Here is a 26,332-nt window from a genome sequence, read left to right as displayed (position 1 = left end):
AAGGAGCACACTCCATGACCAATTGGGTCTATCCGCTGGGCACAGCAACGGACGGCAAGTGGGACGTCTCGATCGGAACCTCGGATTCCTCCCTCGCCGTGGAGGGGTGGGCACACACGGGACTGAAGGTGGCCACCCTTGCCGCAGGGGCCGACGTCGTCCTTCCCGCCGCCGATGAGGAACGCATCGTGGTGCCGCTCAACGGATCCTTCACCCTAAAGGTGGACGAGGACTCCTACGAACTGAGCGGCCGCTCATCGGTGTTCTCCGGTCCCAGTGACGTCCTCTATTCCGGTACTGGACGGGAAGTCACCATCAGTTCTGCCGACGGCGGCCGGGTTGCCGTCGCCACCGCGCCCGCCAACGCCTCGTACCCCACCCGCCTCATCACCGCGGCGGAGACGCCGATGGAGCTGCGCGGGGCCGGCAACTGCTCCCGCCAGGTCCACAACTTCGGCACTCCCGCCGCACTGGAAGCCGACCGGTTCATCGTTTGCGAGGTCCTCACCCCCGCCGGGAACTGGTCCTCGTATCCCCCGCACAAACACGACGAGGAGAAGGACGGCGAAACCCGCCTCGAAGAGATCTACTACTTCGAGACCCAGGTGGCAGCCGGTTCTGCCGCGCCCGCCCACGCCGACGCCATCGGCTACCAGCGCGTCTACGCCTCCGATGACCGGCCCATTGACGTCTCAGCGGAGGTCCGCACGGGTGACGTGGTCCTGGTCCCCTACGGCTGGCACGGCCCCGCCATGGCAGCACCGGGCTATGACCTGTACTACCTCAATGTCATGGCAGGCCCCGGCCCCGTGCGCGAATGGCTCATCAGCGACGACCCGCACCACGGCTGGGTGCGCCAGAGCTGGGACGGCCAGGACATCGATCCCCGGTTGCCGTTCGGGTCCTAGTCACCCACGCCGGCTGGCATGATGGAGTCTTGTGAAGCAGACTCCCACCGCCCCCAGGTCCGTGACGATGGAGGATGTGGCCCGCGCGGCCGGGGTGAGTCGGGCACTGGTGTCCCTGGTGATGCGCGACTCCCCCAATGTTTCACCGGCCAAACGGACGGCGGTCCTTGAAAGCGCCGCTGCCTTGGGCTATTCCCCCAACCGGCTGGCGAGCCGCCTGGCGAGCCACCGCACCAAGACTTTGGGTGTGCTGTTCCTGGACCTCCACAATCCAGTCTTCGCCGACATATACGACGGCATCATCGAAGGAACCGCGGGCAGCGGCAACCACGTGATGGTCGCCGTCGGCTCCGCAGATCCCCGCACCGAACTCGAGGCGGTGCGATCCTTCGTGGACCTGCGGGTGGACGGCGTGCTCCTGGCCGGCTACACGGGCTCGTCCGCAGACCTTGCAACGGCACTCCGCGGGACACCCGCCGTCGTCATCACCCGGGAGCTGGACGCCGACGGCGTTGATTCTGTCCTCACTGACGACTTCCAGTCCGGGGTGCTGGCTGTGGAGCACCTCCACGAGCTGGGGCACCGGCGCATCGCCCACGTGGACATTTCAGACTGGCTTCCCTACACGGACCGGCGGGAGGGCTACCTTTCAGCCATGAGGCAATTCGGCCTTGAGCCACTGTTGGTTCACAGCGACATGACCGAACGCGGCGGCCGGGCCGTGATGGAAAAGTTCCTGGCGTCCGGCGCGGAACTGCCCACAGCAATCTTTGCCCACAACGACCTCACCGCAATTGGCATCATGGAGGCCCTGGCGGCTCATGGCGTATCCGTCCCCGGGGACGTGGCCATCGTAGGGTGCGACAACATCGAAACAGCAGCTTCCCCCCTGGTGGGGCTCACGTCCATCGACCAGCATGCGGGGGAACTGGGCCGTTTGGCTGCGCAGGTCATGCTGGACCGGGTGGCCGGTGGGTCAGGACCGGGCGTGACCCGAAAGCTCGAGCCCGTGCTCCTGGTCCGCCGCTCCACTGACCCCGGCGTTTAGCGTCCTGCTGCGCCCGGCGGCTGCGGCGGCAAACGCCATGACGACCAGTCCGAGCAGCGTGATGCCGGCACCGGCCCAAATGGGCGAGGTGTAGCCGAAGCCGGCCGTAATGGTGACACCGCCCAGCCACGCACCCAAGGCGTTGCCCACATTGAACGCCCCGATGTTGGCTCCGGAGGCCAGGGTGGGTGCCGTGCTGGCGTACTTCATGACCCGCATCTGCAGGCCGGGAACAGTGGCAAAGCCGAAGCCGCCCATCAGGACCAGGGATGCTACGGTGACTGCCTGGTTGGCAGCAGTGAGCGCGAAGGCCACCAGGACGGCGGAGAGTGCAGCCAGCACCACCACCAAGGTCCGGTCCACGTTGCGGTCAGCTGCCCTGCCGCCCAGGGTGTTGCCGGCGAAGAGGCCCACGCCAAAGATGATCAGCAGCCACGGAACGGTGGTGGAAGCGAAACCGGAGACCTCGGTGAGCGTGTAGGCAATGTAGGTAAAGGCGCCGAACATGCCGCCGAATCCGAGGACTGTCACCACGATGGAGAGCCATACCTGGCCCGAGCGGAAGGCCTGCAGCTCGCGGCGCAGCCCATCGGCTTCGGCCTTTGTACCGGCGGTGGCGGGGACGAGCGCCAGGATCCCGGCGAGCGCCACCATACCAATGACAGTGATGGCCCAAAAAGTGGCCCGCCATCCCGCCGCCTGGCCCAGCAGGGTTCCGAATGGAACACCCAGGACGTTGGCTGCCGTCAGGCCGGTGAACATCAGCGCAATGGCTCCGGCCTTCTTTGTTGGGGCCACCATGTCCGCGGCCACCACTGCACCGATGCCGAAGAAGGCTCCATGGGCGAGTGCGGCGATAATCCGGCCAAGCATCATGGGCCAGTAGTCCGGAGCTGTGGCGGACAATAGGTTACCCACGATGAAGAGGACCAGCAGGCCGGCCAGCACGGGCTTACGGTCAAGGCGCGTTACCGCTGCCGTCAGCCCCAGAGCTCCCACCACTACAGCCAGCGCGTAGCCGGAAATGAGCCATCCTGCGGACGCTTCAGTGACACCGAAATCGGCCGCCACTTCAGGGAGCAGCCCCATGATGACGAACTCCGTCAGTCCAATTCCGAACCCGCCAAGGGCGAGGGCAAGAAGGCCAATAGGCATACGGGTGCTCCTTCGAGCTGTACTGGGTATCGAGAGGCGCCTAAGATAGTTGCAGACGCGGTATTTATTGTTGCAGATGCAAATATGCCGCGCAAGCAACTATCTTTCGACGCAACAGGTGCGCCTCCGGGCCGCCCCCTTAGGAGCGATGTCATGGGCATCAAGGACGACGCCGTGGAAGTCCGCGCGCAGGGCTGGCGGACGCTGGCGGCCCTGCACGGCCTGATCGAGAACCAACTGGAGCGCGCCCTTCAGGCCGGGTCGAAGCTGTCCGTCGTGGAGTACACAGTCCTGGACGCCCTCGGCCGGCAGGACGGCTGGCACATGAGGATGCAGCAGCTCGCCCGCGCCAGCGCCCTCAGCCCCAGCGCCACCACGCGGCTTGTCAACCGGCTGGAAGACCGGGGCCTCCTCACCCGCATTCTTTGCGACGACGACCGGCGCGGGATCTACACCGAACTCACTTCCAGCGGGATCAGCCTGCTGGAAAGAGCCCGGCCGGTTCATGATGCAACACTGGAGCGTGCCCTGGACGAGGCCCAGGGCATCCCCGAACTGGCCCCGCTCGTGGACGCCCTGCCAAGGCTGCACGCCCGGGCGTAAGGCAAAAAATGATGCCCCTTCGAGACAGTCTCAAAGGGGCATCATTCAATGGCGTCCTGCTGCGGAGGCAGCTAAACGCTCCGGCCCGCGGCGGCGGCCTTTGTTCCCGCCACATTCTTGAAGTAGTGCTCCAGGTCCTCAAGGCTCTTGTCCCTGGTTTCCGGGACATACTTCGCCGCGAAGGCGATGGCACCCACTCCCAGCACGGCAAACACAAAGAACGTGGTGGACAGACCGATGGCTGCCAGGAGCAGCGGGAAGCCAAAGCCCACCAGGAAGTTCACGGTCCACAGCACGAAAGCGGAAGCTCCCATGCCCAGGCCGCGCATCTTCAGCGGGAAGATCTCGGAGAGCATCAACCAGGTCACCGGCGAGATCGCTCCCTGCTGGAAGGCCAGGAAGGTGACTGTCAGGGACAGAATGACGAAACCGCGGGCTGCGCCTTCAGGCAGGATCAGCGAGAACAGGCCGATCAGCAGCAGGGCCGACGTCGTTCCCACCTGCCCGGTGATCAGCATCCGCCGGCGACCCACCTTGCCCAGCAACCAGATGCCCACGAACGTGGCGAGCACCGAGATCACCCCGTTGGCGATGTTTGCCGTCAGTGCTGCCTCCCGGCCGAAACCTGACTGGGAAAGGATTTGCGTACCGTAGTACATGATGGAGTTCACACCCGTAATCTGCTGGATGACGGCCAGGCCCAGGCCCACCACAAAGATCCGGCGGAGCCACGGGATGTTCAGGTCCTTCCAGGAGCCCATCTTGGACTTGTAGTCCTCCACGGCCATGGCCTTGACCTCTTCGAACTCCGTCCGCGCCTCGGAGTGCGACCGGATGCGCTGCAGCACGCTGAGGGTTTCACCGAAGCTGCCCATGGACGCCAGCCAGCGCGGGCTCTCCGGCATGAAGTTCATACCGATCCACAGCGCGATGGCCGGGAGCGTGGCGATCACCAGCATCCAACGCCAGATCCCGCCGGCTTCGCCGAAGGTATTGCCCAGGTAGGCGTTGAAAATGAAGGCCAACAGCTGCCCGGTGACGATCATCAGTTCGTTCTGGGTGACAATCCGTCCACGGCGTGCGCTGGGCGAGACCTCTGCGAGGTACACGGGCACGGTCACGGAGGCGCCGCCGACGGCCAGGCCCAGCACGAAACGGGCTGCGATCATCACCTCGGTGCTGGGCGCGAAGGTGCAGGCGAGCGTGCCCACGAGGAAAATGACCGCAAGCACCATGATCATCCTGCGCCGGCCGTTACGGTCCGCCAGGCGGCCGCCGAACAGGGCGCCGAATGCTGCGCCGAACAGCAGGGAGGACGTTACCAGCCCCTCGGTCAGCGGCGTAAGTCCCAGGTCCTCCTGCATGTAGGGCAGGGCGCCGTTGATAACACCGGTGTCGTAACCAAAGAGCAGGCCGCCGAAGGTGGAGATGATGGTGACGGTCCGGAGTGCCTTTTTGTGGTTGCCGGGCTTCGTCCGGGTGTCTGCAGGGACAGGGGAAGTCATACGCTGACCTTTTGTACGTACTGCTTCATCGTTTCCAGCTGGTACCGGGAGACGTCCTCCGCGTGTTCGTCCTCCGCAAAGACACTGGACACCATGACGGTATCGTCCCGGTCCAGGAAGCCGATCTCCTTCAGGCCGCCGAAGAACTCGTCCCAGTTCACGTCGCCGTCGCCGATTTTCAGGTGCTGGTGGACGCGGACCGGGTTGCCCGGCGGGTTGGTGATGTAGCGGAGGCCGTGGGAGGCGTGGTGGTTCATGCTGTCGGCCACGTGGACCAGGCGCAGCCGGTCCCCTGCCGCACGCATGATCTCCAGCGGCTGGTTCTTCATGTGGAAGCTGTGCGACGCCACGTACACGAGGCCCACGTTCCGGGAGTTGAGCCCGCGAATAACGCGGATGGCGGCGAGGCCTTCTTCGACGAAGTCGTCCGGGTGCGGGTCGATCAGCAGGTCGATGCCCTCACGCTCGATGATCGGGAGCAGTTCCTCCATGGACCGGTAGAAGGCCCGCTCGGATTCCTCCGCCTTTTCCGGGCGGCCGCTGAACTCGGTGTTGATAGTGCAGACCCCGAGATCCACGGTGATCTGGATAGCGCGCTTCCAGTAGCGGACCGCCGCCTCGCGGGCGTCCTCGTCCGGACCGGACCAGCGGAGCACCGGCAGGACGGAGGCGATTTCGATCCCCGCATCCTTGCAGGCCTTGTTCAGCTGGCCCACCAGTTCATCGTCCGCTTTGGGGTGGTTGTAGAACGGGATGAAGTCCGCATGCGGAGTCATCTGCATGTACTTGTAGCCAAGGTCCGCAACCACCTTGGGGAACTCGAGCAAGCTGTGCGTGTGGTGGAACGGGGTGGGATCAAGTGCGATTTTCACGTAACACTCCAGTGTGGATAACTAAGAAGGCGAGGAGGGCGAAGGATGTCCTACTTGTAGAGGTCCGGCTTCGCGGCCAGCTTCACGGCAACCTTTTCGCCGTTCTTCTGCGCCTCGACGCCGGCCTCGCAGCAGGCAGCCGTGGCGTAGCCGTCCCAGGCGGAGGGGCCGCCGATTTCGCCCTTCAGGGCTGCGTCCACCCAGGACTGGATTTCGACGTCGTAGGCCGCACCGAAGCGCTCTTCGAACCCCGGGGTGACGTTGCCGCCCCAGCGTCCCGCGCTGCGGGTGTAAGGGCCCTTGTCCCCACCGATGCTGACGATGCCCTCTTCGAAGGAGGCCTGGGTGGCCACTTCGTAGCCGAACTTGGCGTTGACGTAGATTTCGACGTCGGCGAGCACACCCGATTCGGTCTCGAGCAGGACGTGCTGCGGATCGTGCTGGCCGGACGGTGCGTTTTTGGTGGCCTTGCCCAGGCGTACCTGGACGGAGGTGATTTCCTCACCGGTGAAGAAGCGGATGGCGTCGAACTCGTGCACTACCGAGTCATTGATCAGCATCTCGTTGGTGAAGCCTGCGGGAGTTGCGGGGTTGCGGTGCTGGTGGTGCAGCATCAGCAGTTCGCCCAGTTCCTGGTTGCGGATGACCTTGCCCAGCGAGGCGTACTCTGCGTCGAAGCGGCGCATAAAGCCCACCTGGATGCGCTTGCGGCCCAGGTCAACCTCGGCCTGGACGATCTTCCAGGAGGACTCGGCGTCCGGGGTCAGCGGCTTCTCGCACAGGATCGGAATGTCCTTGGCAATCGCCTTGAGCAGGATGTCCTCGTGCAGGAAGCCGGGAGTGGCGATGAGTACTGCATTCACATCACCGTTATTGAGGGCTTCCCCGGCGTCGGCAAGGGCAACGGCGCCCGGGATGCCTTCGATGGCCCCCTGGGCACGTGCCAGGTCGACGTCCACGACGGCGGCAACTTCAGCGCCGTGGATGCGCTTGTGGAGGCGCTGGATGTGGTCGGCGCCCATGCGTCCGGCGCCAATGACGGCTACGCGGAGGGTTTCAGTCATTGTTCTGTCCTTCGATGTCTGGAGTTGATGGGGTTAGCTGACGGCGGTACGGGAGCCGCAGGACAGCAGGTAGTTGCGGGTCCGTTTGGCGATGGGCATGGGCACGTCAAAGGCGACGGGGTACATGTCCTGCTCAACGATGCCGAACATGGGGCGGTCCAGCGCCTCGACGGCTTCAACGACGGCGCGGAGGTCCGGCAGGCCGTTCGGCGGTTCGGTCATAACGCCGGCGAGGTTGGCGGCGGCCCAGGTCATGTTCTCCTCGTTGACCTGTTTGAGGATCTCCGGGTTGATCTGCTTCAGGTGCAGGTAGCCGATCCGGTCAGGGTAATTCTTGATGAGGTCAAGGCTGGACGCCCCGCAGTATTCCGCGTGGCCGGTGTCGAGGCACAGGTTCAGGTACTGCGGATCCGTGGCGCCGAGCAGCGTCTCGATGTCCGCCTGGGCGCCGACGTGGGAGTCAGCGTGGGAGTGGAACTGCTGCTTCAGGCCGAAGTCCTCCAGGAGGGTCTTGCCCAGGCGGTTGTGTCCGTCGAAGAGGTCACTCCAGGCCTTGTCGCTCAGCGTGCCGCTTTCCACTGCTTCGCCCGTCACGTCGTCCCGCCACATGGCCGGGATAACGACGATGTGCTCGCCACCCATGGCCGCAGTCAGTTCGGCGACCTTGCGGGCTGGCTCCCACGCGGTTTCCCATTGGTCCAAGCCACGGTGAAATGCGGTAAATACGGTGCCGGCCGAGATCTGCAGGTCCCGGGCCTTGAGCTCTTCCGCCAGCCGGGTGGGGTCGTTGGGTAGGTAACCGTAGGGTCCCAGCTCTATCCACTTGTAGCCCGATTCGGCAACCTCATCCAGGAACCGTTCCCATGGCGTCTGCTTGGGGTCGTCCGCGAACCACACACCCCAGGAGTCCGGAGCGGTGCCGATGATCAGCTTGTTCTCAGTCATGACAGCGTTGTCTTTCTACTGGGTGTGAAGTCAGTTGGAAGGGAAGTTGTAGGAGGCGCCGGAGGCGTGGTGGGTTTCGGGCCAGCGGGAGGTGATGACCTTGCCGCGGGTGTAGAACGATACGCCTTCGGGGCCGTAGATGTGCTTGTCCCCGAAGAGGGAGGCTTTCCAGCCGCCGAAGGAGTGGTAGGCCACCGGGACGGGCAGGGGCACGTTGATGCCGATCATGCCCACGGTGACGGAGCGCTGGAATTTGCGGGCGGCTGCGCCGGAGGAGGTGAAGATGGCGGTGCCGTTGCCGTAGGGGTTGGCGTTGATGAGCTTGATGCCGTCCTCAAGGCTCTCGACGCGGACCACGACCAGGACGGGTCCGAAGATTTCCTCGGTGTAGGCGGTCATTCCGGTCTTGACGTGGTCGATGACGGTGGGGCCAACCCAGAAGCCGTCCTCGTGGCCGGGGACCACGAGGTCGCGGCCGTCCACCACCATGGCGGCGCCGGCGGCTTCTGCTTCGGTGACGATCTTGACGATGCGTTCCTTGGAGGCCGGGGTGATGACCGGGCCCATTTCGGCGTCGGGGGCAGTGCCATTGTTCACCTTCACGGCCAGGGCGCGCTCTTCGACCTTTTTCACGATCAGGTCTGCGGCGTCCCCCACGGCGACGGCGACGGAGATCGCCATGCAGCGTTCGCCGGCGGAGCCGAACGCGGCGGCGGCGAGGTGGTCGGCGGCGTTGTCCAGGTCAGCGTCGGGCATGATGATGGCGTGGTTCTTCGCCCCGCCCAGGGCCTGGACGCGCTTGCCGTGCTTGGTGGCGGTTTCGTGGACGTACTGGGCGATCGGGGTGGAGCCGACGAAGGAGATGCCGTCCACGTCCGGGTGCGTCAGGAGTTCGTCCACGGTTTCCTTGTCGCCATGCAGGACCTGGAACACGCCGTCCGGCAGCCCCGCGTCCTTCCACAGCTTCGCCAGCAGCATGGACGCGGACGGGTCGCGTTCGGAGGGCTTGAGGATGAAGGCGTTGCCGGTTGCGATGGCCATCGGGGCCATCCACAGCGGCACCATGACGGGGAAGTTGAACGGGGTGATGCCGGCGACCACACCGAGGGGTTCGCGGAAGTTGAAGACGTCGATGCCGGTGGAGACCTGGTCCGAGTAGTCGCCCTTGAGCAGGGTGGGGATGCCGCAGGCGTATTCGATGACTTCCAGGCCGCGGCCGATCTCGCCCTTGGCGTCGGAGAGGACCTTGCCGTGCTCGGCCGTGATCAGGGCGGCGAGGTCGTCCACGTGCGCTGCGACGAGTTCGCGGAACTTGAAGAGGACGGCGGTGCGCTTGGCCAGGGAAATGTCGCCCCAGGTGTCGGCGGCCTTGCGGGCCGCGGCGACGGTGGCGTCCAGGTCGGCCCGGTTGGCCAGGCGCAGCTCGGCGCTGACCTTTCCGGTGGCCGGGTTGTACACGTTCGTGGTGCGGTCACCCTCGCCGGCGGTTTCGGCGCCGTTGATGAAGTGGTTGATGACAGTGGTCTCGGTGGTGACAGTCATGGCGACTCTTCCTTGAGTTGTAAACGTGCGGGGTCGAGGAGGGTTTCAGCCGAGCAGTTTGCGCTGGCGGTTCTTGTGGTCGGTGTAGGTCTGGAACGCCTGTTTTGTGGAATCCAGTTCGGAGACCTGGGAGACGGGAACGTCCCACCAGGACTCGGAGGACGGGGCGTCCAGCAGCGGGTCGGATTCGACGTGGATCAGGATGGGGCCGCCGCGTTCCGGTGCGGCCTTGGCGTCGCGGATGGCCTGTTCGAGTTCGGCGATGACTTTTTCACCTGGTTCGATCCGGATGACCTTGACGCCCAGGGATTCGGCGTTCAGGGCCAGGTCCACCGGCAGGGTTTCGCCTTCGTCGAAGCTGTGCTGTTCCTCGTTCAGCGCCCGGTACTGGGTACCGAACCGCTGGGAACCGAGCATCTCGGAGAGCGAGCCAATGGAGGCATAGCCGTGGTTCTGGATCAGCACCACGATCAGCTTGATCCGTTCGGCGACGGCGGTGACCAGTTCGGTGTGCATCATCAGATAGGATCCATCCCCCACCATCACAACGACGTCGCGCTGGGCCCCTCCGGCAGCGGCTTCGGCGAGGGCTGCGCGCTTCACGCCAAGGCCGCCGGGGATTTCGTAGCCCATGCAGGAGTACGCGTATTCGACGTGGTAGCCGAAGGGGTCCCGGACGCGCCACATCTTGTGCAGGTCACCCGGCAGGGAACCTGCCGCGCAGATCACCACGTCCTGGGTGTCCATGGCCCGGGAGGTGGCGCCGATGATCTCGTTCTGCGCCGGCAAAGGGGTGTAGCGGGTGTCAAAGGCTTCATCCACGGTGGCGTCCCAGCGCTTCTTCTCGGCAGCGATCGTCTGCTCAAGGTCGGCACCGACGCGGTAGCCGCCCAGGGCCTGGTTGAGCTTGACCAGTGCCTTCCGGGCGTCGGCCACGATCGGCAGGGTGGTGCCGTGCTTGTAGGCATCGATCGCGGCGACGTTGATGTTGATGAACCGAACGTCCGGGTTCTGGAACGCCGTCCGGGACGCGGTGGTGAAGTCCTCATACCGGGTGCCGATCCCAATGATGAGGTCCGCGTCCGCGGCGATGGCGTTCGCCGCCGTCGTGCCCGTGGAGCCGATGGCACCGAGGGAGAACGGATGGTCCCACGGCAGGACGCCGACGCCGGCCTGCGTGTTGCCCACCGGAATGCCGGTCAGCTCCACGAACCTGGCGAGTTCCTCGTTGGCATAGGCGTACAGCACACCGCCGCCGGCGATGATCAGCGGCCGCTTCGCGGCACGGATCGCTTCGGCGGCGCGCCGGATGTCGTCGTCGTCCGCGTCCGGGCGGCGGATCCGCCACTCCCGCTCGGCCAGGAACTCCTCCGGGACGTCGAAGGCCTCGGCCTGCACGTCCTGGGGCAGGGAGATGGTCACCGCGCCGGTTTCAGCCGGGTCGGTCAGGACGCGCAGGCCGTGGTGGAACGCGGAGAACAGCTGCTCGGGCCGGTTGACCCGGTCAAAGAACTTCGACAGCGGCCGGAACGCGTCGTTGACGGTGATGTCGTAGGCGTAGGGCTGTTCCAGCTGCTGCAGGACCGGGTCCGCGGCGCGGGTGGCAAACGTGTCGCTGGGCAGCAAAAGCACGGGTAGCCGGTTCGTCGTGGCCAGCGCGGCGCCGGTCAGCAGGTTCGACGAACCCGGGCCGATCGAGGTACTGATAGCGAAGGTCTGGCGGCGGCGGGTATGCCGGGCGTAGCCCACGGCCTGGTGGACCTGGGCCTGCTCGTTCCGGCCCTGGTAGTACGGCATGATGGCCGGGTCCAGCTGCTGGTACTGCTTCAGGGCCTGGCCCACACCGGCCACATTGCCGTGCCCGAAAATACCGAACGTTCCCGGAATCAGGCGCTCACGGTACTCAACACCACCGATCGAATCGACCGTGTACTGCTTGGAAAGGTACTCGACGACGGCCTGCGCCACCGTCATTCTGCGCGTTGCAGTTCCCATTCTGTTTTACTCCGATACTTTCACTGGGACTTGGTGTTAAGCAGCGAGGCAGCCGTGGCGACGGTGCCTGCGACGTCCCCGTTTGCGGGGTAGAGCAGTGTCCTGCCGACGGTGAGGCCTTGGACGCCCGGGAGGGCCAGGGCGGCCTGCCAGCTGGCGAAAACCTCGTCCTGGGTTCCGTCCGGGTCCCCGCCCAACAGGACGGTGGGCATGGTGGTGGCGGCCATAACGCGTTCCATCTCGGCGACGACGGGCAGTTTCATCCAGGTGTAGGCGCTGGTGGAACCCAGGCCTTCAGCGATGGCGATGGACTTGATCACGGCGTTGGTGGACAGGTCGTTGCGGACCCTGCCGTTTTCCCGGACCGACAGGAACGGCTCCACCATCGCGATCAGCTTGCGCTCCGCCAAGGAATCGATGGCCTTGGCAGTGGCCTCCAGGGTCACCACAGTGTCCGGGTCACCGAGGCAGATACGGGTGAGCATCTTGCCGCCATCAGCGCCCAGTGCTTCCAGCGCCGCAGCGGTGTGGCCGGTGAAGCGGTCATCCAATTCGTTGACCAGCCCGGACAGACCGCCTCGGTTCATTGAGCCGAACACCAGCTTGCCGTCCAGGGCACCCAGCAGCAGCAGGTCGTCCATGATGTCCGGGGACGCCAGGACCCCGTCCACGGCGGGGTTGGCCAGGGCGATCTGCAGCCGGTCCAGGAGCTGGCGGCGGTCGGCCATGGCTACGGGGTCTGCGCCGACGGCGAGCGCACCGCGGGCCGGGTGGTCAGCCGCCACAATGAAGTTCTGCTGACCGGACTTCAGGCCGGGGTGGCGGCGGCGCGAGGCGGCTGCCCGGGCCACAGCTTCCGGGTCTTCGAGCCGGATGGTGCTCAGGTGTTCGTAGCGGCGGGGATCGTCGTCTACCTCAAGTGTGAAGGCCGCGGTTTCAGGGCCGCTCTGGCTGGTGCTGGAAACATTGATGCTCACAGTGCTGCTCCTTCGGTGGCAAGCTGCGCAGCGATGCCGGGAACCGGGCGGCCGCGTTCAGCGAGCAGCGAGGTGACCTCTTCCGGCGTCGGCATCGCATCGGCGCACGAGAGGCGGGAGGCGACGATGGCGCCGGCGGCATTGGCGTAGTCCAGGACCTGCGCCAGTGGCCAGCCGGACAGCAGCCCATGGCAGAAGGCACCGCCGAATGAGTCACCTGCGCCCAGGCCGTTGAGGGTTTCCACCGGAACCGGTGCGGAGACAACGCGCTCACTGCGGGTCTTTGCCATGACGCCTTCAGGGCCGAGTTTGACGACGGCGATCTCGACGCCGGCGGCCAGCAGCCTGTCAGCCTGTTCGTCCGGGGTGCCCTCCCCCACCGCAACGGCGCATTCCTTGTCGTTGCCGATCGCGACGGTCACGTGCGGCAGGACCTTGGCCACCTCGGCCCGGGCCTCTTCCTTGGAGGCCCAGAACATAGGCCGGTAATCAAGGTCAAGGATGGTGTACTGGCCATCGGCCAAACCGGTCCGCGGGCGTGCCTCGTGAGCCTTGATGTGGGCCTCACGGCTGGGCTCCTGGCAGAGGCCTGTCACGGTGGACCAGAAAATTCCGGCGTTCCGGATGGCGTCCAGGTCCAGTTCGTCGGCCTTGATCTGCAGGTCAGGAGCGGTGGGAAAGCGGCCGTAGAAGTACAGGGGGAAGTCTTCCGGCGGCTTGATCGCGCAGAACGTGACCGCCGTCGGGTATTCCTTCACCGGGGACACGAAGGTGTCATCGACATTGAACTTGTGCAGTTCGCGGTGGAGGTACGTGCCGAAGGCATCGTCTCCGGTGCGGGTGATGACGCCCGTACGGCGTCCGTGCCGGGCAGCGGCAACGGCAACGTTGGACGGGGAACCGCCAAGGTATTTGCCGAAGGAATTAACATCCTCCAGCCCAACCCCGATGTCGTTCGGGTAGATATCAACGCTGATGCGCCCGATCGTAAGAAGCTCGTGGGTCACGGTGATCGTGGACCTTTCTGGTGTGGAACTCTGGGCCTCTGTGTATCAGGAGCTCCGGGACTGGCAGGCCGTGGCGGAGGCCACAGCCACTACTTTGCCCTAGATCACATGTCCTGTCAAAGGTTTGTAATGACATACTTACAACACGCTGTCCAGCTCGTCCGCCCCCAATGAACGGACGCGCCACTACTTCTTGGGAACGGCCAGTTCCCCGGTGACGTACTGGGCCCGGCCGAATCCAAAGGACCAGTCGCCGGCGGTGTTTTCGACATAACCTATGAAGACGTCCTCGCCGGAAACGCCTACCCCTGCAAGCTTTTCAGCTACGGCGGCGAACAGCCGCTGCTTGGCTTCCTGCGACCGGCCACCCTGCGTGAAGATCTGGATCATCACCACTCCCCCGGTCCGCTCGAAGCCGAGGCCTGCATCCTGGGCGAAGATCTGCCCCTGCGGATGCTCGGTGAGGATGTGGAAGTAGTCGCGCTCGGGGATGCCGTACTCGGCCAGGATCGCATCATGGATTCCCCGACTGAGCCGCTGCAGGTCCTCTGCCGGGCGTCCTTCGTTAACGTCAATTCGTACAAGTGGCACGTTCTGCTCCTTCGGAAGTTTGTACTGACATACTAACAAGGTCAGCCGAGGCCAAACAAGCGTTGAGGGGTATTGAAGTAGTTACGAAGCGGGCGTAGTCTTTAACAACCAACAGGTTGATAAACGAAGTCATTGATTAAGAGGCCTGATGAACACCGAGAGCGCGGAATTGGACTCGGCCTTTATGGCCCTGGCCGACCCCGTCCGGCGGAGCATCATCGCCCGGCTGAGCCGGGGGCCGGCAACAGTGAATGAATTGGCGGAACCTTTCGAGATCTCCAAGCAGGCGGTCTCGAAGCACATCCAGGTACTCGAGCAGGCGCAGCTGGTCACCCGCACCAGGGAGGCCCAGCGCAGGCCCGTTCACCTGAATCCCGCACGGCTGGAGGCACTCACCGCCTGGATTGACCAGTACAGGTTGGTCCGCGAGGGGCAGTTCCGCAGTCTCGATGCCGTGCTTCAATCCAGCGCCGGGCATGACGGCGCCAAGGCAAAGGAAAAACAATGACCAACGCACTGAAGCTCTCAGTCCCCGAAGGCCTTCCCTTTATCGACTACGAGCGGGAGTTCGATTTCCCCGTCGCGGATGTCTTCCGCGCCCACAAGGAACCGGACTTGATTGTGCAGTGGCTCGGCCCGCGGGGCTACAAGATGGACATCGACCACTACGATTTCCGGACCGGCGGCAGCTACAGCTACCTTCACACCGGGCCCGAGGGCGTGCCCTACGAGTTCAAGGGCATCTTCCACACTGTCCGCGAGAACGAGTTCGCCATCCAGACCTTCGAGTTCGGCGGATACCCGGACGTTGTCAGCCTGGAGTTCATGACCTTTGAGGACCTGGGTAACGGCCGGACCCGGCTGCGTGGACACTCGGTCTACCCGTCACAGGAGGCACGGGACGGCATGGCCCAGTCCGGCATGGAAGGCGGCATGAGCCAGGGCTACGAGCGGCTGGATGAACTGCTGAGCGGCGCCAAGGTCTAAGACGCGATAAAGCACGACGGCGGCAGGTCACCTTCCCCGGGGAAAGGTGACCTGCCGCCGTCGTCCGTAACAGCAACGCGGGACCACTTCGAGCCCTTCCAAGCTTTTGGAATGGGCAGGAAATGACCCCGCGGTGCTGGTTGCTTTAGTTCTGGGCCTAGAGGGTTGCGTACACTTCGCGCAGCAGCTTGGCGGTTTCGGACGGCGTCTTGCCGACCTTTACACCTGCAGCCTCAAGGGCTTCCTTCTTGGCCTGGGCGGTTCCGGCAGAACCGGAGACGATGGCACCGGCGTGGCCCATGGTCTTGCCTTCCGGGGCCGTGAAGCCGGCCACGTAGCCGACAACCGGCTTGGTGACATTGGCCTTGATGAAGTCGGCAGCGCGTTCTTCGGCGTCGCCGCCGATTTCGCCGATCATCACGATCGCCTTGGTCTCGGGGTCTGCCTCGAACGCGGCCAGGGCGTCGATGTGGGTGGTGCCGATGATCGGGTCGCCGCCGATGCCGATGGCGGTGGAGAAGCCGAGGTCGCGCAGCTCGTACATCATCTGGTAGGTCAGGGTTCCGGACTTGGAAACCAGGCCGATGGGGCCCTTGCCCGTGATGTTTGCCGGGGTGATGCCCACCAGTGCCTCGCCCGGGGTGATGATGCCGGGGCAGTTCGGGCCGATGATGCGGGTGACCTGGTTCCCGTCGGCATCCACCGTGGCCTGGGCGAGTGCCCAGAATTCGGCGGAGTCCTGGACCGGCACGCCCTCGGTGATGACGACGACGAGGCCGATGCCAGCCTCGATGGCTTCGACAACAGCGTTCTTGGTGAATGCCGGCGGCACGAAGACGATGGAGACGTCAGCGCCGGTTTCTGCCATGGCTTCCTTGACGGTGCCGTAAACGTTGATCTCGTTGTCGCCGTGCAGGACCGTGGTGCCGGCCTTGCGGGCGTTGACGCCGCCGACGATGTTGGTGCCGGCCTTCAGCATCAGCGCGGTGTGCTTGGTGCCTTCGCCGCCGGTGATGCCCTGGACGATGACCTTGGAGTCTTTATTCAGATAGATAGACATGTGGCTGTCCCTTTACTTCGCTGCGTTGGCGAGCTCGGCGGCCTTGTCGGCGCCCTCGTCCATGGTTGCGGCCAGGGTAACCAGCGGGTGGTTCGCCTCGGCCAGGATGCGGCGGCCTTCCTCGACGTTGTTGCCGTCGAGGCGGACTACCAGCGGCTTGTTCGCGTTGTTGCCCAGCTCTGCCAGCGCACCCACGATGCCCTTGGCGACGGCATCACATGCGGTAATGCCACCGAAGACGTTCACGAAAACGGACTTGACCTGCTCGTCGCCCAGGATGACGTCAAGGCCTGCAGCCATGACCTCGGCGGAAGCTCCACCGCCGATATCCAGGAAGTTCGCGGGCTTGACGTTGCCGTGGTTCTCACCGGCGTACGCCACAACGTCCAGGGTGGACATAACCAGGCCTGCACCGTTGCCGATGATGCCCACTTCGCCGTCCAGCTTGACGTAGTTGAGGTCCTGCGCCTTGGCCTTTGCCTCCAGCGGGTCCGCAGCGTCCTTGTCCTCGAGGAGGGCGTGCTTGGCGTGGCGGAATTCAGCGTTTTCGTCGAGCGTGACCTTGCCGTCCAGTGCGACGATTTCGCCGGCGCCGGTCTTGACAAGCGGGTTGACCTCAACGAGCGTGGCGTCTTCCTTCTTGAAGACGTCCCAGAGCTTGAGGATCACAGCGGCCACCTTGCCGCGGAGTTCCTCAGCGAAGCCTGCGGCTGCGACGATTTCGTCGGCCTTGGCCTGGTCGATGCCCACGGCGGGGTCGATGGCGATCTTGGCGAGCGCCTCGGGGCGTTCGACGGCGAGCTGTTCGATTTCCATGCCGCCTTCAACCGAGCACATAGCCAGGTAGTTGCGGTTGGCCCGGTCCAGAAGCACGGAGAAGTAGTATTCCTCGGCAATGTCGGCACCCTGGGCGATCATCACCTTGTTGACGGTGTGGCCCTTGATGTCCATGCCCAGGATGTTGGTGGAGTGCTCAAGTGCCTCATCGGCGGACTTTGCGACCTTTACGCCGCCTGCCTTGCCGCGGCCGCCAACCTTAACCTGTGCCTTGACGACAGTTACGCCGCCAATCTTTTCGGCAGCTGCCTTTGCTTCTTCTGGGGTGTGCGCCACGATGCCGGCAAGCACGGGTACACCGTGCGCCTCGAACATATCGCGCGCCTGGTATTCAAACAGGTCCACGGTTTAGTGTCCTTCTACGTCGAAGTAGTTTCTGTACAGTCGGACACCATCGAAGACGATGACCGGGCTGCGGAATTGCACGCACCGGCGGCCTGTTGGAAACGAGCCACGCGGCGTGATGCTCCACTGGGAACTCTAGTCCTTTGGCGGGACCGGCCCGTCCAAGACTACCGCTTATGTGAGTAAGGACACTATTCTATGGAGCGTAGAAAAACCGCGGATTTACGGGGTTTTTGAGGCTTTCCCGGGCGCCGCCGAGGCGCTTTCTGCCGGCCTGGACATCAGCTTGTAACGGTCCTTCGACATGCAGAATCCGACGCCGGCGGGCACGTTTCCGCATGCCACGCCACCGTTACAGACGGAACAGCGCAGCCGGTTCCATCGCATGTTCTGCCCCTCCGCCGGCACCGGCAGCCCGGCCACGGGACCTGCCTTGCCGCCTTGGAGGCCGTTCGTTGCTTCCCTGTATGTGACGCCGGAACGGCATTCTCCATAGCGTGTGGTGTCCTGGTTCACCGGGAGCTGAGCACAGCTTCCACTATGCCGGCCGAAGCCTCGGCAGGGTCCTGGGAGGCGAAGTCCTTCCGCATCTGCTCCGCCCGGTTCTTCCATGCCGGGTCGGCCAGGATGTTACGCACGGCCCGCCCGATCTTCTCCGGCGAGGGAGCGTCAGTCCGCAGGTTGATGCCTGCGCCCGCGTATTCCACCCTGGCATTGACGTCGTTTTTGCCTTCATTGACTCCGGACACCACCAGGGGCACGCCTCTGGAAAGGGCCAGCTGGACGCCGCCAAAGCCCCCATTCGTGACAAAGACGTCTGTGGACTCAAAGGCTGCGTCAAAGTTAATGTAATCGCGGATCTGAATGTTCCGCTGGGGAAACCGTGCCCGCAGTTCCTCTGTTCCCCGGCCTCCCGTGGCCACCAGGACCAGGGCGTCCATGTCCTTCAAAGCCTCCAGCGCGGGGATGATGAGCTTGTTCTGGTCCACGTTGTCCACCGTCCCCTGCGTGACCACGATGGTGGTTCTGGCGCGGTCCTCCGGCGCGGTTTCCTGTACCGGAGCTCCCGGCACCCGGTAGGGCAGGAGCGCCCCTACGTAGTGGACTTTGGGGTTTGTGGTGCGCCGTGGAAAGTCAAGGGACCTGGTGCCGGCCTGGATGATGGCGTCCGAGCACCGGTAAGGCTCATCGGTCAGCCTGCCGCCTTTGGGTACGTCCTGCCCGTAGAAGGCGTGCTGCCGCCGGTAACTCCTGCTTGCGGGCCGGAGGATAACCTTGTCCAGCAACATACCCGCCGCGGCCTGCACGGCTTTTTCGGCCGGGTTGCGCGCCGGGCTGAAGCCGAAGAAGGGCGGGGGCACCAGCGGGTCGCTTTCCAGGTTGGGTATTACCGCCAAGCTCACCACGGGCTTCGCCATCAGGTGCTGGACAAGGCGGTGGATGAACATGGAACTGTCCGCCACCAGGGCGTCGAAGGGAAACGCCTGGTCCAACTCGCGGATATCCTCGAAGAAGTTGCTGATGTTGCTGGCGAAGATCTTTTCGCCGTCGAACCCGATGGCCCGCGGCCCTTTCAGCCTGGCGCGTTCAGGATATAGCTCGAAGAGGTTGTCAGCCCGGTGCTCGATGGCCCGCTTGAAGGGAAACAGGGGTATCCCGAGCCCCTGGAGCTTGCCGGCAAAGACGCGGCCGGTGTACCAGCGCACGTCATGGCCGCGCTCCTTAAGCCTCATGGCGACGCCGGTCATCGGGTTGAAGTGTCCGTCGATAGCCTGGCTGGCGAACAGGATGTTCATGGCCCGCTCCGTCGTCTTGTTACGGCTGGGAAAGGTCCCTGAACTCTAGAACCCGACGGCGGGAGCGGACAAGGGGGCCACGCCCCGGACGAGGGCCCTTGACGGCTCCCTTCCGGTCCTAGGCGTCGAGCTTGGTGAGCGGCGCATACCGCAGCAGCAACCGCTTTTCACCGACATCGAACTTCACCTTTGCGACGGTCTTGTCCCCCGCTCCCTCAAGCGCCAGGACGGTTCCGTTGCCGAAACTCGTGTGGTTAACCTTGTCCCCCACGCTGACCGCAACGATTTCCTTCTGCGGCTGCACCCGGTTCCGGGCAATAACGGCCGGGACATCCGCGTTGAAACCGGCCGACGAATCGGCCGCTGCCCCTCTGGCTGTTCCCGCACCCCAGAAGGATCCGCTGTAGCGGTTCGAACCGATTGAGCCGCCGCCCCAGCCGCCGGCCTGCCTGCTGGTTCCTTCCCGTTTCCATTCCACGAGTTCGGCGGGGATTTCCTCCAGGAACTGGCTGGCAGGGTTGTACTGGCTCTGGCCCCACATGCTCCGGACCTCGGAGCGCGTGACGTAAAGCCGTTTCCGGGCCCTGGTCAGGCCCACGTAGGCGAGCCGGCGTTCTTCGGCCAGTTCCTTCGGGTCCGTGGCTGAGCGCTGGTGCGGAAACAGTCCGTGCTCCATGCCGGTCAGGAACACCACGGGAAATTCGAGCCCCTTGGCGGTGTGCAGGGTCATCAGCGTGACCACGCCCAGCCTTTTGGCCTCCGCCACGGCGGCGGCGGTGTCTTCGGCGTCTCCGCCGGGGGCATCGGGGATCTGGTCGGCATCGGCCACCAGCGAGACCTGCTCCAGGAAAGCGGCCAGCGAACCTTCCGGGTTCTCCTGCTCGTACTCACGCACCACGGCCACGAGTTCCGCGAGGTTCTCCACCCTGGACTCGTCCTGGGGATCGGTGCTGGAGCGCAAGGCGGCAAGGTAGCCGGTCTGCTCCAGGACTGCTTCAAGGGCCGCCGCGGCACCGGATCCTGCGGCCACTTCGGCGAGGTCATCGAGCAGTTTCACAAAGCCGAGGACGGCGTTGACGGAACGGGTCGCCATGGCCGGAGCCTGCTCCGCGCGGCGGGCTGCTGCCATAAACGAAATGCGCTCACGCTGGGCCAGGGCGGCCACGGCTCCCTCGGCGCGGTCGCCGATGCCGCGCTTTGGTTCGTTGAGCACCCGGCGGAGGTTGACGTCGTCGTCCGGGTTGACGAGGACGCGAAGGTAGGCGAGGGCGTCCTTGATTTCCTTGCGCTCGTAGAAGCGCGTGCCGCCCACCACCTTGTACGGCAGGCCAACCCGGACCAGCACGTCTTCAATGGAGCGGGACTGGGCGTTGGTGCGGTAGAAGATGGCCACATCACCAGGACGGAGGTTGTCCTCGTCCTGGAGCCGGTCAATCTCTTTGGCAATGAACTGGGCCTCGTCGTGCTCATTCTCGCCCACGTACCCAACGATTTTGTGGCCGTCACCTTCGGCCGTCCACAGCCGTTTCTCGGGACGGTTGGGGTTGCGCGAAATCACTGAATTGGCTGCGGTGAGGATGTTCTGCGTGGAGCGGTAGTTCTGCTCCAGCTTGATGGTCCGCGCCTCGGGATAGTCCTTTTCAAACTCCACGATGTTGCGGATGTCCGCGCCGCGGAAAGCGTAAATCGACTGGTCCGAATCGCCCACAACGGTGAGCTCGGATGCCCCCGGGCCCTCCCCCACGATTTCGCGGACCAACGCGTACTGGGCGTGGTTGGTGTCCTGGTATTCGTCCACGAGGACATGCCGGAACCGGCGGCGGTAGGACTCGGCGAGCGCCGGGAAGGCGCGGAACATGTAGACGGTCTCCGCGATGAGGTCGTCGAAGTCCATGGCGTTGGCCTGGCGCAGGCGCTGGGCATAGCCCTTGAAGACCTCGGCTACGGCCTGTTCGAAAGGATCGTTGTAGTTCGCGGCGGAAGCGTAGGAGTCGGCATCGATGAGTTCATTCTTCAATGCGGAGATCTTGTGCTGGATGGCCTTGGGCGCAAACTTCTTGGGATCCAGGTCCAGCGCCTTGGAGACCTGCGTGACCAGCCGGAGGGAGTCCGCGGAGTCGTAGATGGAGAAGTTGGATTTCAGCCCGACGTTGGCAGCTTCCTGCCGCAGGATCCGGACGCAGGACGAGTGGAACGTGGAGATCCACATGATCTTGGCGCGGCCGCCCACCAGGACTTCAATGCGTTCCCGCATTTCCGCCGCGGCCTTGTTGGTGAAGGTGATGGCGAGGATTTCGCCGTGGTGGGCCCGCCCGGTGGCGATCAGGTAGGCGATCCGGTTACTGAGCACCCGGGTTTTGCCCGACCCGGCACCGGCCACGATCAGCAGCGCGGAACCGGCGTGTTTGACCGCTTCCTCCTGCTGCGGGTTCAGGCCCTCCAGCAGCTGGACTGCATCCGGACGGTGGCTGCTCTGGCGGCGCACTTCGGCGTGCTGACCCTCCCCCTCCTGGCTGCCGGGTATACCGGGGCCCGGCTGGCTCTCCCAAGGCAGGCCACCGCCGGGACCGGCCGAGGTAACCACGCCGTCAGGGCGGGCCTTGGTGCGGGCAGCGGCTGCGGGAGCGGCCTTGAAAGGTCCGTCAGAGTACGGGTCAAACAACATATCCATGGTGCCTACAAGTCTAGGCGGTGGGACCGACACCTCCTTCCAGCCTGTGGATTACGGGGTCACGCCGTCCCCGAGTTTCAGGCCACCGAGCCGGACTCCAGCGCCGCGCGCAACTCACGCACCGCCGTCGTGCCGCCTGCCATAAACCATTCCAGGCCGTTCACCCGGACAGTGTCCACGGCACCGCCGGCCGCACGGACGATCGCCTTTCCCGGCAGCCAGTCCCACTCGGGGCAGCTGTGCTGAAACCAGCATCCGAGCTGCCCGTCAGCCACCCGGCCGAGGTCGCAGGAGCCTGAGCCGAGCATCCGCAAGGCGGCGGCAGAGGTCGCAGCAGCATGCCAGGGCATCGCGCAGAGTGGGTCCATAAGCCAGCTGGGGTGGATGTACGTGGCAGCGCCGAGCTCGGCTACGGCAGTGCCGTTGCGCGCTCCCCTGTCCTCGTGGAACACCCTCAGGGCTTCGCCGTTAAGCGTGGCCGGATGCGCCCTGCCGCCCAGCCAGAGCTTGTCCTCCTCCGGCTGGTAAATGGCCCCGAGCACCACGTCGGAGGGATCCTTCAGCGCGATGGCCGAGCACCAGTAGGTGGATCCATGCAGGAAGTTGTAGGTGCCGTCCACCGGATCGACCACCCAGGTGCGTCCGCTGGTCCCCTGCACCGAGGCGCCTTCCTCCCCGAGGATTCCGTCGTCGGGCCGGCAGCGCCGCAGCTGTTCCAGCACGTACGCCTCGGCGGCGTGGTCTGCTGCGGTCACCACGTCCGAAACGGAGGTCTTCTGCTCCGACTGCAGGCCTGCCATCCGCATGAGCAGCGCCAGCTGCCCGGCTTCGCGGACCAGGGCTGCCGCCAGCTGGTAGTCGTCCAAAGAGGGGTCGAGTTCAACAGCGCTGTGCCGGCCAATGGTCATGGCTTCAGTTTATGGGGCGGGATAATGGTGCCATGGCCAAAACCCCTGCCCAGCGGATCAAGAAGCACGGCTCCAAGGCGGCTGTACCGCAGCACCATCTCCCGCCCGTGGTCAATCCCACCACGGCACGCACGCCGCAGAAGGCCGAAAACAACGGCAACCTGATCCTGATCGCCGGCGTGGTGGCCAGCCTGTTCCTGTTCTGGTACCTCCACCTGCTGACGCTGGACCAGCTGCGGCAGCTCTCCGGTGGTTTGGCCATGCCGGATTCGCTGATCGGCGGCTTCGACCCGGCCTACATCAACCAGCTGCACCCGGCGATGAACGAGGCCGCGCGCGGCCAGCTCAACTACGTCCACAAGACGGCCGGCACCCTGTTCCCGCTGATCTTCGGGTTCACCTGGCTGCTGCTGATCGGAACAAACGTGGCCAGGAAAGCCCTGCGCTGGGCGCTGTGGGCCCTTCCCCTGCTGTTTGTGGTGGTCCGGCTGTGGGGCAACGCGGCCATCGACGGCATGCTGGCGGCGGGAACGCCCGACGCCGGCGCGGTCGCCCTTGCGTCAGGCCTCACCGTCGCCGGCTGGGTCCTGCTGGTCCTGAGCCTGCTGGCAGGGGCTGCGGCGGTGTTCCTGCGGGCGCGGAAGCCCGGAAACCCCGACGCCTAAAGCCGCTGACCAGCCGCTGCCCGGGCCTGCTTCCGGTGCCGGTGTACCCGCTGCGCGATCACCAGTCCGGCGGTGGCCATCCCCACGGTGACGGGGTAGCCCATCAGCCGCTCCAGGGTGCCCGGTTCCGGCACACGCATCCCGGTCAGCCCGCCCGTTATCAGGGCAGCCGCGGACACGATGCCGCAGGCCAGGATGAACCAGGCCATTGCTGTTTTCCGCAGCCAAAGGATCCCCAGGACCAGCAGGGCAACGGCCCCGGCAATGAAGTACATAACAGCGCCGGTAAAGTGCCAGCCGGAGCCAACATCCTCCGGTACCAGCCCCACGATCACCGTCCCGGCTCCCGCCGTTCCCGTCAGCACCCGCACAGCGACGGCGGCCAGCCAGGGTGTCCGCCGGCCGGGCCGGACCCGGGCGCCGGCAAGGGCAGCCACACGCAGCAGCCCCGAGCTCAGGAGCAACGCCCCAAGCAGCATCCCCAGCCCCTGGACCACGAACGATGCGTTCATCAGCCAGTTCAGCGGCGAACACACCTCCCGGCCGTCGAAAACGCCGCAGTTGATGGCACCAAGGTCGCTGATGTAGCCGGTGCGCAGGTCATAGGGCCGGGGACCTGCCCAGGCGGCAATCACCGCGGCCTCCGCCGCGAAATACTGCAGTACGCTCAGTACGGACCAGGCACCGATGTACTGCCGGGTGGAAACAGTATCCGGGATGAACGCCAAGGATGCGGCGGCGGACGGCGCTGAACTCATGCCTTGAGCGTAGTACGGCTCCGCACCTTGTATGCTTGTATCCGTGTCCGGCCGGACCGGCCTTGCCGATCCATCGGACGCCCGCCCTCGTAGCTCAGTGGATAGAGCACGGCTCTCCTAAAGCCGGTGTCGTTGGTTCGATTCCAATCGAGGGCACTTGAACTTTCCTTCCCCCGAGTTCGCACTCCGCTCCTACCTGCTTGGCCGGGCAACCCCTGGGCACGCCGGGCAGTGGACCGTCCAGCGGGAAATGCTGGACCGGACGGACGGCACCCGCGGAACCTTCTCCGGCGTCGTGCATTTTGTCCCCACGGACGACGGCGGCCTGGCCCTCCGCGAGGAAGGCACCATGCGCTGGCCCACCTTCACCGGCCCCGCCTCCCGTGAATACCTGCTGAAGACCACGGACCGGCCCGATGCCCTGGACGTGCTCTTCCCCGACGGGCGCCCCTTCCACACCATGAGCTTCACGCCGCAGGCCAACCTGGACCAGCACTGGTGCGATCCGGACACGTACCGCGTGACGTACTCCTACGGGGGCCCGCACCAGTTCAGCTACAGCTGGGACGTGCAGGGGCCGCAGAAGGACCTCCTGCTGAGCTCGCACCTGGTGCGGCAGGAGCAGGACGCATGAAAAACCGCATCGTGGTGTCCGCCGTCTGCGTCTTTGACACCGCCGGCCGGCTCCTGACGGTCCGAAAGCGCGGCACTTCCATGTTTATGCACCCCGGCGGCAAACCCGAGGCCGGTGAAAACGCAGCGCAGGCAGCAGCGCGGGAACTGGCCGAAGAGGTGGGCATCGTCCTTGATCCAAGCGACCTGCGGCTGATGGGTGTCTGGATTGCCGACGCCGCCAACGAGGCCGCCACCGACATCGAGGCCACTGTGTTCCTGGCGCCGGGCACGTGGGAGGCCCATCCTTCCGCCGAGATAGCGGAGGTCCGCTGGCTGGAACTCGGCGGCGGACTGCCGCGGGACCTCGCCCCGCTGCTGACCGACCACATCCTGCCGGAACTGGCTGCCGGGCCCACCGTCCGGACGGAAGGCTAGAGCCCGGGAACTGCTTCCCGGGCCACTGCCGTGGCTTCAGCGAACTGCGTCCGGTACTTCCGGCGGTGTGGCTGTTCCTTCGGGAGCCGTCCTGTCCATCAAAGAACGTGCAGAGCGTCTGGGCATCCTTGATATCAGCAAGGTTCGTCAAGCGATCAAGACCGGTGCTCATTCCTCATCCGGAATCGAGAAAGCAACGGGTATCGGTCGCAACAAGGTGGTAGATACCTTCAGACTCTTCAGGCTGATGGCATCATCCAAAACCTTGGTACTTCTACCCGCCCCCGCTGGGAGATCATTTCTCCTGACTACGACGAACCGGCCGCCTAAATCGCGTCACGAACCTGCTGCACCTCTTGCACTGCATCCCCTATAGGGGGAGATGCAGGTGTGCAGGTTAGTGGCAGGACCCAACCGAAATGCAGGTATATGCAAGTGGAACCCCGATAAATGCAAGTCGTGCAGGTCTGATGCAATTGAAAGACCTGCACGGCGACCTGCACAACGCTAAAGACGAAATGACGTAGTGACGATCCAAGCAACACCTACCAAAGGATCGCATCATGCGAGAAGCAACTATTTACTCCCTACTTGATCAGACCAAGCTCCACATCAACTTCCCCGATGGGGGAAAGTGGGTACGCGGATACCTCAGGGAAATCCTTGGCGATCGAGCCGCTCTGAATTGGTTTTCGGATACAAACGGAACGGTCTGGTGGGAGACATCTAAAACGCACCATGAGAGGCTCACAGAGGCCCTTCAAAGGCGATATCAAGGCGTCTGCGTATCGCGGTATCGCGGGACTACCGGACAAACCAAGCCTGCACAGCGGCATGTAGGGCCGCAAAAGCCGATAACTGCGAGTGCTCATGCGGGGGCAAGTTTCAGGGTGGAACGCCGGACATCAGCGGGATTGCTGACGACGTCCTGGTTAGTTCCGAAGTGAGACGGATCGCGCGTTACTACCCTGGGATTTGAGCCGGCGATGCGAGGCTTGGGTACTACAAGCCTCGCACTCGGTCCCAGTGTCAACACCAGGTTG

Annotated in this window: 24 protein-coding genes and 1 tRNA gene; 9 read left to right on the top strand and 16 right to left on the bottom strand. The window is 64.6% G+C overall.

The genetic code is table 11. The features are described 5' to 3' along the window. Window positions 1-14 precede the first annotated feature (14 nt). Together iolB and M1D93_RS05105 are read left to right on the top strand one after the other, a co-directional pair. Window positions 15-908, top strand: a complete 894-nt coding sequence (gene iolB, locus M1D93_RS05110; RefSeq protein ID WP_461174078.1) for a 5-deoxy-glucuronate isomerase — start codon at window positions 15-17, stop codon at window positions 906-908. Window positions 909-939: 31 nt separating this feature from the next. Further along, the gene (locus M1D93_RS05105) at window positions 940-1,956 is read left to right on the top strand and encodes a LacI family DNA-binding transcriptional regulator (protein ID WP_461174077.1); all 1,017 of its coding nucleotides are present in this window, start codon (window positions 940-942) and stop codon (window positions 1,954-1,956) included. Here the strand turns inward: M1D93_RS05105 and M1D93_RS05100 are convergent. Then, the gene (locus tag M1D93_RS05100; RefSeq protein WP_461174076.1) at window positions 1,885-3,111 is read right to left on the bottom strand and encodes an MFS transporter; all 1,227 of its coding nucleotides are present in this window, start codon (window positions 3,109-3,111) and stop codon (window positions 1,885-1,887) included. The two genes, M1D93_RS05105 and M1D93_RS05100, sit on opposite strands and share 72 nt — an antisense overlap. Before the next feature lie 153 nt (window positions 3,112-3,264). Here M1D93_RS05100 and M1D93_RS05095 point away from each other — a divergent pair, with 153 nt between their 5' ends. Next, window positions 3,265-3,714 (top strand): MarR family winged helix-turn-helix transcriptional regulator, encoded by a 450-nt coding sequence (locus tag M1D93_RS05095; protein WP_461174075.1) that lies wholly within the window; start codon window positions 3,265-3,267, stop codon window positions 3,712-3,714. A 71-nt stretch (window positions 3,715-3,785) separates the two neighbouring features. Here the strand turns inward: M1D93_RS05095 and M1D93_RS05090 are convergent, their stop codons facing one another. The 9 genes from M1D93_RS05090 to M1D93_RS05050 all read right to left on the bottom strand — a co-directional run bounded on the left by M1D93_RS05090 (window position 3,786) and on the right by M1D93_RS05050 (window position 14,212). After that, the gene (locus M1D93_RS05090) at window positions 3,786-5,219 is read right to left on the bottom strand and encodes a sugar porter family MFS transporter (RefSeq protein ID WP_461174074.1); all 1,434 of its coding nucleotides are present in this window, start codon (window positions 5,217-5,219) and stop codon (window positions 3,786-3,788) included. Further along, a complete protein-coding gene (locus tag M1D93_RS05085) occupies window positions 5,216-6,091 on the bottom strand; it encodes a sugar phosphate isomerase/epimerase family protein (RefSeq protein WP_461174073.1) in 876 nt (291 codons plus the stop codon). Before M1D93_RS05085 ends, M1D93_RS05090 begins: the two co-directional genes overlap by 4 nt. Before the next feature lie 50 nt (window positions 6,092-6,141). Beyond that, on the bottom strand, window positions 6,142-7,155 hold the full coding sequence (locus tag M1D93_RS05080; RefSeq protein WP_461174072.1) for a Gfo/Idh/MocA family protein: 1,014 nt from the start codon (window positions 7,153-7,155) through the stop codon (window positions 6,142-6,144). A gap of 33 nt (window positions 7,156-7,188) precedes the next feature. Next, entirely contained in the window at window positions 7,189-8,100 is a 912-nt protein-coding gene (locus M1D93_RS05075; protein WP_461174071.1) for a sugar phosphate isomerase/epimerase family protein, read from the bottom strand. A 30-nt stretch (window positions 8,101-8,130) separates the two neighbouring features. Next, window positions 8,131-9,642, bottom strand: coding sequence for a CoA-acylating methylmalonate-semialdehyde dehydrogenase (locus M1D93_RS05070; protein ID WP_461174070.1), 1,512 nt, complete (start codon window positions 9,640-9,642; stop codon window positions 8,131-8,133). 45 nt (window positions 9,643-9,687) lie between these two features. Continuing rightward, entirely contained in the window at window positions 9,688-11,637 is a 1,950-nt protein-coding gene (iolD, locus tag M1D93_RS05065) for a 3D-(3,5/4)-trihydroxycyclohexane-1,2-dione acylhydrolase (decyclizing) (RefSeq protein WP_461174069.1), read from the bottom strand. 20 nt (window positions 11,638-11,657) lie between these two features. Further along, window positions 11,658-12,608, bottom strand: coding sequence for a Cgl0159 family (beta/alpha)8-fold protein (locus M1D93_RS05060; protein ID WP_461174930.1), 951 nt, complete (start codon window positions 12,606-12,608; stop codon window positions 11,658-11,660). Window positions 12,609-12,610: 2 nt separating this feature from the next. Next, window positions 12,611-13,621, bottom strand: coding sequence for a 5-dehydro-2-deoxygluconokinase (gene iolC / locus M1D93_RS05055; protein ID WP_461174068.1), 1,011 nt, complete (start codon window positions 13,619-13,621; stop codon window positions 12,611-12,613). A gap of 186 nt (window positions 13,622-13,807) precedes the next feature. Further along, complete coding sequence (locus M1D93_RS05050; protein WP_461174067.1) at window positions 13,808-14,212, bottom strand: tautomerase family protein; 405 nt, start codon at window positions 14,210-14,212, stop codon at window positions 13,808-13,810. Between the two features lie 148 nt (window positions 14,213-14,360). Here M1D93_RS05050 and M1D93_RS05045 point away from each other — a divergent pair, with 148 nt between their 5' ends. Next, window positions 14,361-14,720: an ArsR/SmtB family transcription factor gene (locus M1D93_RS05045; protein WP_461174066.1), complete on the top strand. Its 360-nt coding sequence runs from the start codon at window positions 14,361-14,363 to the stop codon at window positions 14,718-14,720. Beyond that, entirely contained in the window at window positions 14,717-15,199 is a 483-nt protein-coding gene (locus M1D93_RS05040) for an SRPBCC family protein (RefSeq protein WP_461174065.1), read from the top strand. The genes M1D93_RS05045 and M1D93_RS05040 overlap by 4 nt, the downstream gene beginning before the upstream one ends. Window positions 15,200-15,356: 157 nt before the next feature. On the opposite strand, the gene sucD is transcribed toward M1D93_RS05040, so the two are convergent. The 5 genes from sucD to M1D93_RS05015 all read right to left on the bottom strand — a co-directional run bounded on the left by sucD (window position 15,357) and on the right by M1D93_RS05015 (window position 22,816). Further along, the gene (sucD, locus tag M1D93_RS05035; protein ID WP_461174064.1) at window positions 15,357-16,259 is read right to left on the bottom strand and encodes a succinate--CoA ligase subunit alpha; all 903 of its coding nucleotides are present in this window, start codon (window positions 16,257-16,259) and stop codon (window positions 15,357-15,359) included. A 12-nt stretch (window positions 16,260-16,271) separates the two neighbouring features. Continuing rightward, on the bottom strand, window positions 16,272-17,441 hold the full coding sequence (sucC, locus tag M1D93_RS05030; protein ID WP_461174063.1) for an ADP-forming succinate--CoA ligase subunit beta: 1,170 nt from the start codon (window positions 17,439-17,441) through the stop codon (window positions 16,272-16,274). Between the two features lie 512 nt (window positions 17,442-17,953). Then, the gene (locus M1D93_RS05025) at window positions 17,954-19,237 is read right to left on the bottom strand and encodes a glycosyltransferase (protein ID WP_461174062.1); all 1,284 of its coding nucleotides are present in this window, start codon (window positions 19,235-19,237) and stop codon (window positions 17,954-17,956) included. 118 nt (window positions 19,238-19,355) lie between these two features. After that, window positions 19,356-21,902, bottom strand: coding sequence for a DNA helicase PcrA (pcrA, locus tag M1D93_RS05020; RefSeq protein ID WP_461174929.1), 2,547 nt, complete (start codon window positions 21,900-21,902; stop codon window positions 19,356-19,358). A gap of 83 nt (window positions 21,903-21,985) precedes the next feature. After that, the gene (locus M1D93_RS05015) at window positions 21,986-22,816 is read right to left on the bottom strand and encodes an inositol monophosphatase family protein (RefSeq protein ID WP_461174061.1); all 831 of its coding nucleotides are present in this window, start codon (window positions 22,814-22,816) and stop codon (window positions 21,986-21,988) included. 32 nt (window positions 22,817-22,848) lie between these two features. On the opposite strand from M1D93_RS05015, the gene M1D93_RS05010 reads away from it, so the two are divergent. After that, complete coding sequence (locus M1D93_RS05010; protein WP_461174060.1) at window positions 22,849-23,481, top strand: hypothetical protein; 633 nt, start codon at window positions 22,849-22,851, stop codon at window positions 23,479-23,481. Here M1D93_RS05010 and M1D93_RS05005 read toward each other — a convergent pair. Beyond that, window positions 23,478-24,239: a DUF998 domain-containing protein gene (locus M1D93_RS05005; RefSeq protein WP_461174059.1), complete on the bottom strand. Its 762-nt coding sequence runs from the start codon at window positions 24,237-24,239 to the stop codon at window positions 23,478-23,480. The genes M1D93_RS05010 and M1D93_RS05005 overlap by 4 nt on opposite strands. Before the next feature lie 83 nt (window positions 24,240-24,322). On the opposite strand from M1D93_RS05005, the gene M1D93_RS05000 reads away from it, so the two are divergent. From M1D93_RS05000 to M1D93_RS04990, 3 genes are all read left to right on the top strand, one after another. Continuing rightward, window positions 24,323-24,395: transfer RNA gene (locus tag M1D93_RS05000), tRNA-Arg, on the top strand. 1 nt (window position 24,396) lies between these two features. Then, the gene (locus M1D93_RS04995; protein ID WP_461174058.1) at window positions 24,397-24,873 is read left to right on the top strand and encodes a DUF6314 family protein; all 477 of its coding nucleotides are present in this window, start codon (window positions 24,397-24,399) and stop codon (window positions 24,871-24,873) included. After that, window positions 24,870-25,289, top strand: coding sequence for an NUDIX hydrolase (locus M1D93_RS04990; RefSeq protein ID WP_461174057.1), 420 nt, complete (start codon window positions 24,870-24,872; stop codon window positions 25,287-25,289). The genes M1D93_RS04995 and M1D93_RS04990 overlap by 4 nt, the downstream gene beginning before the upstream one ends. Window positions 25,290-26,332 lie beyond the last annotated feature (1,043 nt).

The organism is Arthrobacter sp. Z1-9, from assembly GCF_054792695.1.
Note: the sequence above shows the minus strand (reverse complement) of the source record. Positions and strands in the feature narration are given on the sequence as shown.

Excerpts from the sequence above, each read along its gene's own strand:
- iolB (WP_461174078.1), top strand. The coding sequence starts at position 15 with ATGACCAATTGGGTCTATCCGCTGGGCACAGCAACGGACGGCAAGTGG.
- M1D93_RS05100 (WP_461174076.1), bottom strand. The coding sequence starts at position 3,111 with ATGCCTATTGGCCTTCTTGCCCTCGCCCTTGGCGGGTTCGGAATTGGA.
- M1D93_RS05095 (WP_461174075.1), top strand. The coding sequence starts at position 3,265 with ATGGGCATCAAGGACGACGCCGTGGAAGTCCGCGCGCAGGGCTGGCGG.
- M1D93_RS05090 (WP_461174074.1), bottom strand. The coding sequence starts at position 5,219 with ATGACTTCCCCTGTCCCTGCAGACACCCGGACGAAGCCCGGCAACCAC.
- M1D93_RS05080 (WP_461174072.1), bottom strand. The coding sequence starts at position 7,155 with ATGACTGAAACCCTCCGCGTAGCCGTCATTGGCGCCGGACGCATGGGC.
- M1D93_RS05075 (WP_461174071.1), bottom strand. The coding sequence starts at position 8,100 with ATGACTGAGAACAAGCTGATCATCGGCACCGCTCCGGACTCCTGGGGT.
- M1D93_RS05070 (WP_461174070.1), bottom strand. The coding sequence starts at position 9,642 with ATGACTGTCACCACCGAGACCACTGTCATCAACCACTTCATCAACGGC.
- iolD (WP_461174069.1), bottom strand. The coding sequence starts at position 11,637 with ATGGGAACTGCAACGCGCAGAATGACGGTGGCGCAGGCCGTCGTCGAG.
- M1D93_RS05045 (WP_461174066.1), top strand. The coding sequence starts at position 14,361 with ATGAACACCGAGAGCGCGGAATTGGACTCGGCCTTTATGGCCCTGGCC.
- M1D93_RS05040 (WP_461174065.1), top strand. The coding sequence starts at position 14,717 with ATGACCAACGCACTGAAGCTCTCAGTCCCCGAAGGCCTTCCCTTTATC.
- sucD (WP_461174064.1), bottom strand. The coding sequence starts at position 16,259 with ATGTCTATCTATCTGAATAAAGACTCCAAGGTCATCGTCCAGGGCATC.
- M1D93_RS05025 (WP_461174062.1), bottom strand. The coding sequence starts at position 19,237 with ATGAACATCCTGTTCGCCAGCCAGGCTATCGACGGACACTTCAACCCG.
- pcrA (WP_461174929.1), bottom strand. The coding sequence starts at position 21,902 with ATGTTGTTTGACCCGTACTCTGACGGACCTTTCAAGGCCGCTCCCGCA.
- M1D93_RS05015 (WP_461174061.1), bottom strand. The coding sequence starts at position 22,816 with ATGACCATTGGCCGGCACAGCGCTGTTGAACTCGACCCCTCTTTGGAC.
- M1D93_RS05010 (WP_461174060.1), top strand. The coding sequence starts at position 22,849 with ATGGCCAAAACCCCTGCCCAGCGGATCAAGAAGCACGGCTCCAAGGCG.
- M1D93_RS05005 (WP_461174059.1), bottom strand. The coding sequence starts at position 24,239 with ATGAGTTCAGCGCCGTCCGCCGCCGCATCCTTGGCGTTCATCCCGGAT.
- M1D93_RS04990 (WP_461174057.1), top strand. The coding sequence starts at position 24,870 with ATGAAAAACCGCATCGTGGTGTCCGCCGTCTGCGTCTTTGACACCGCC.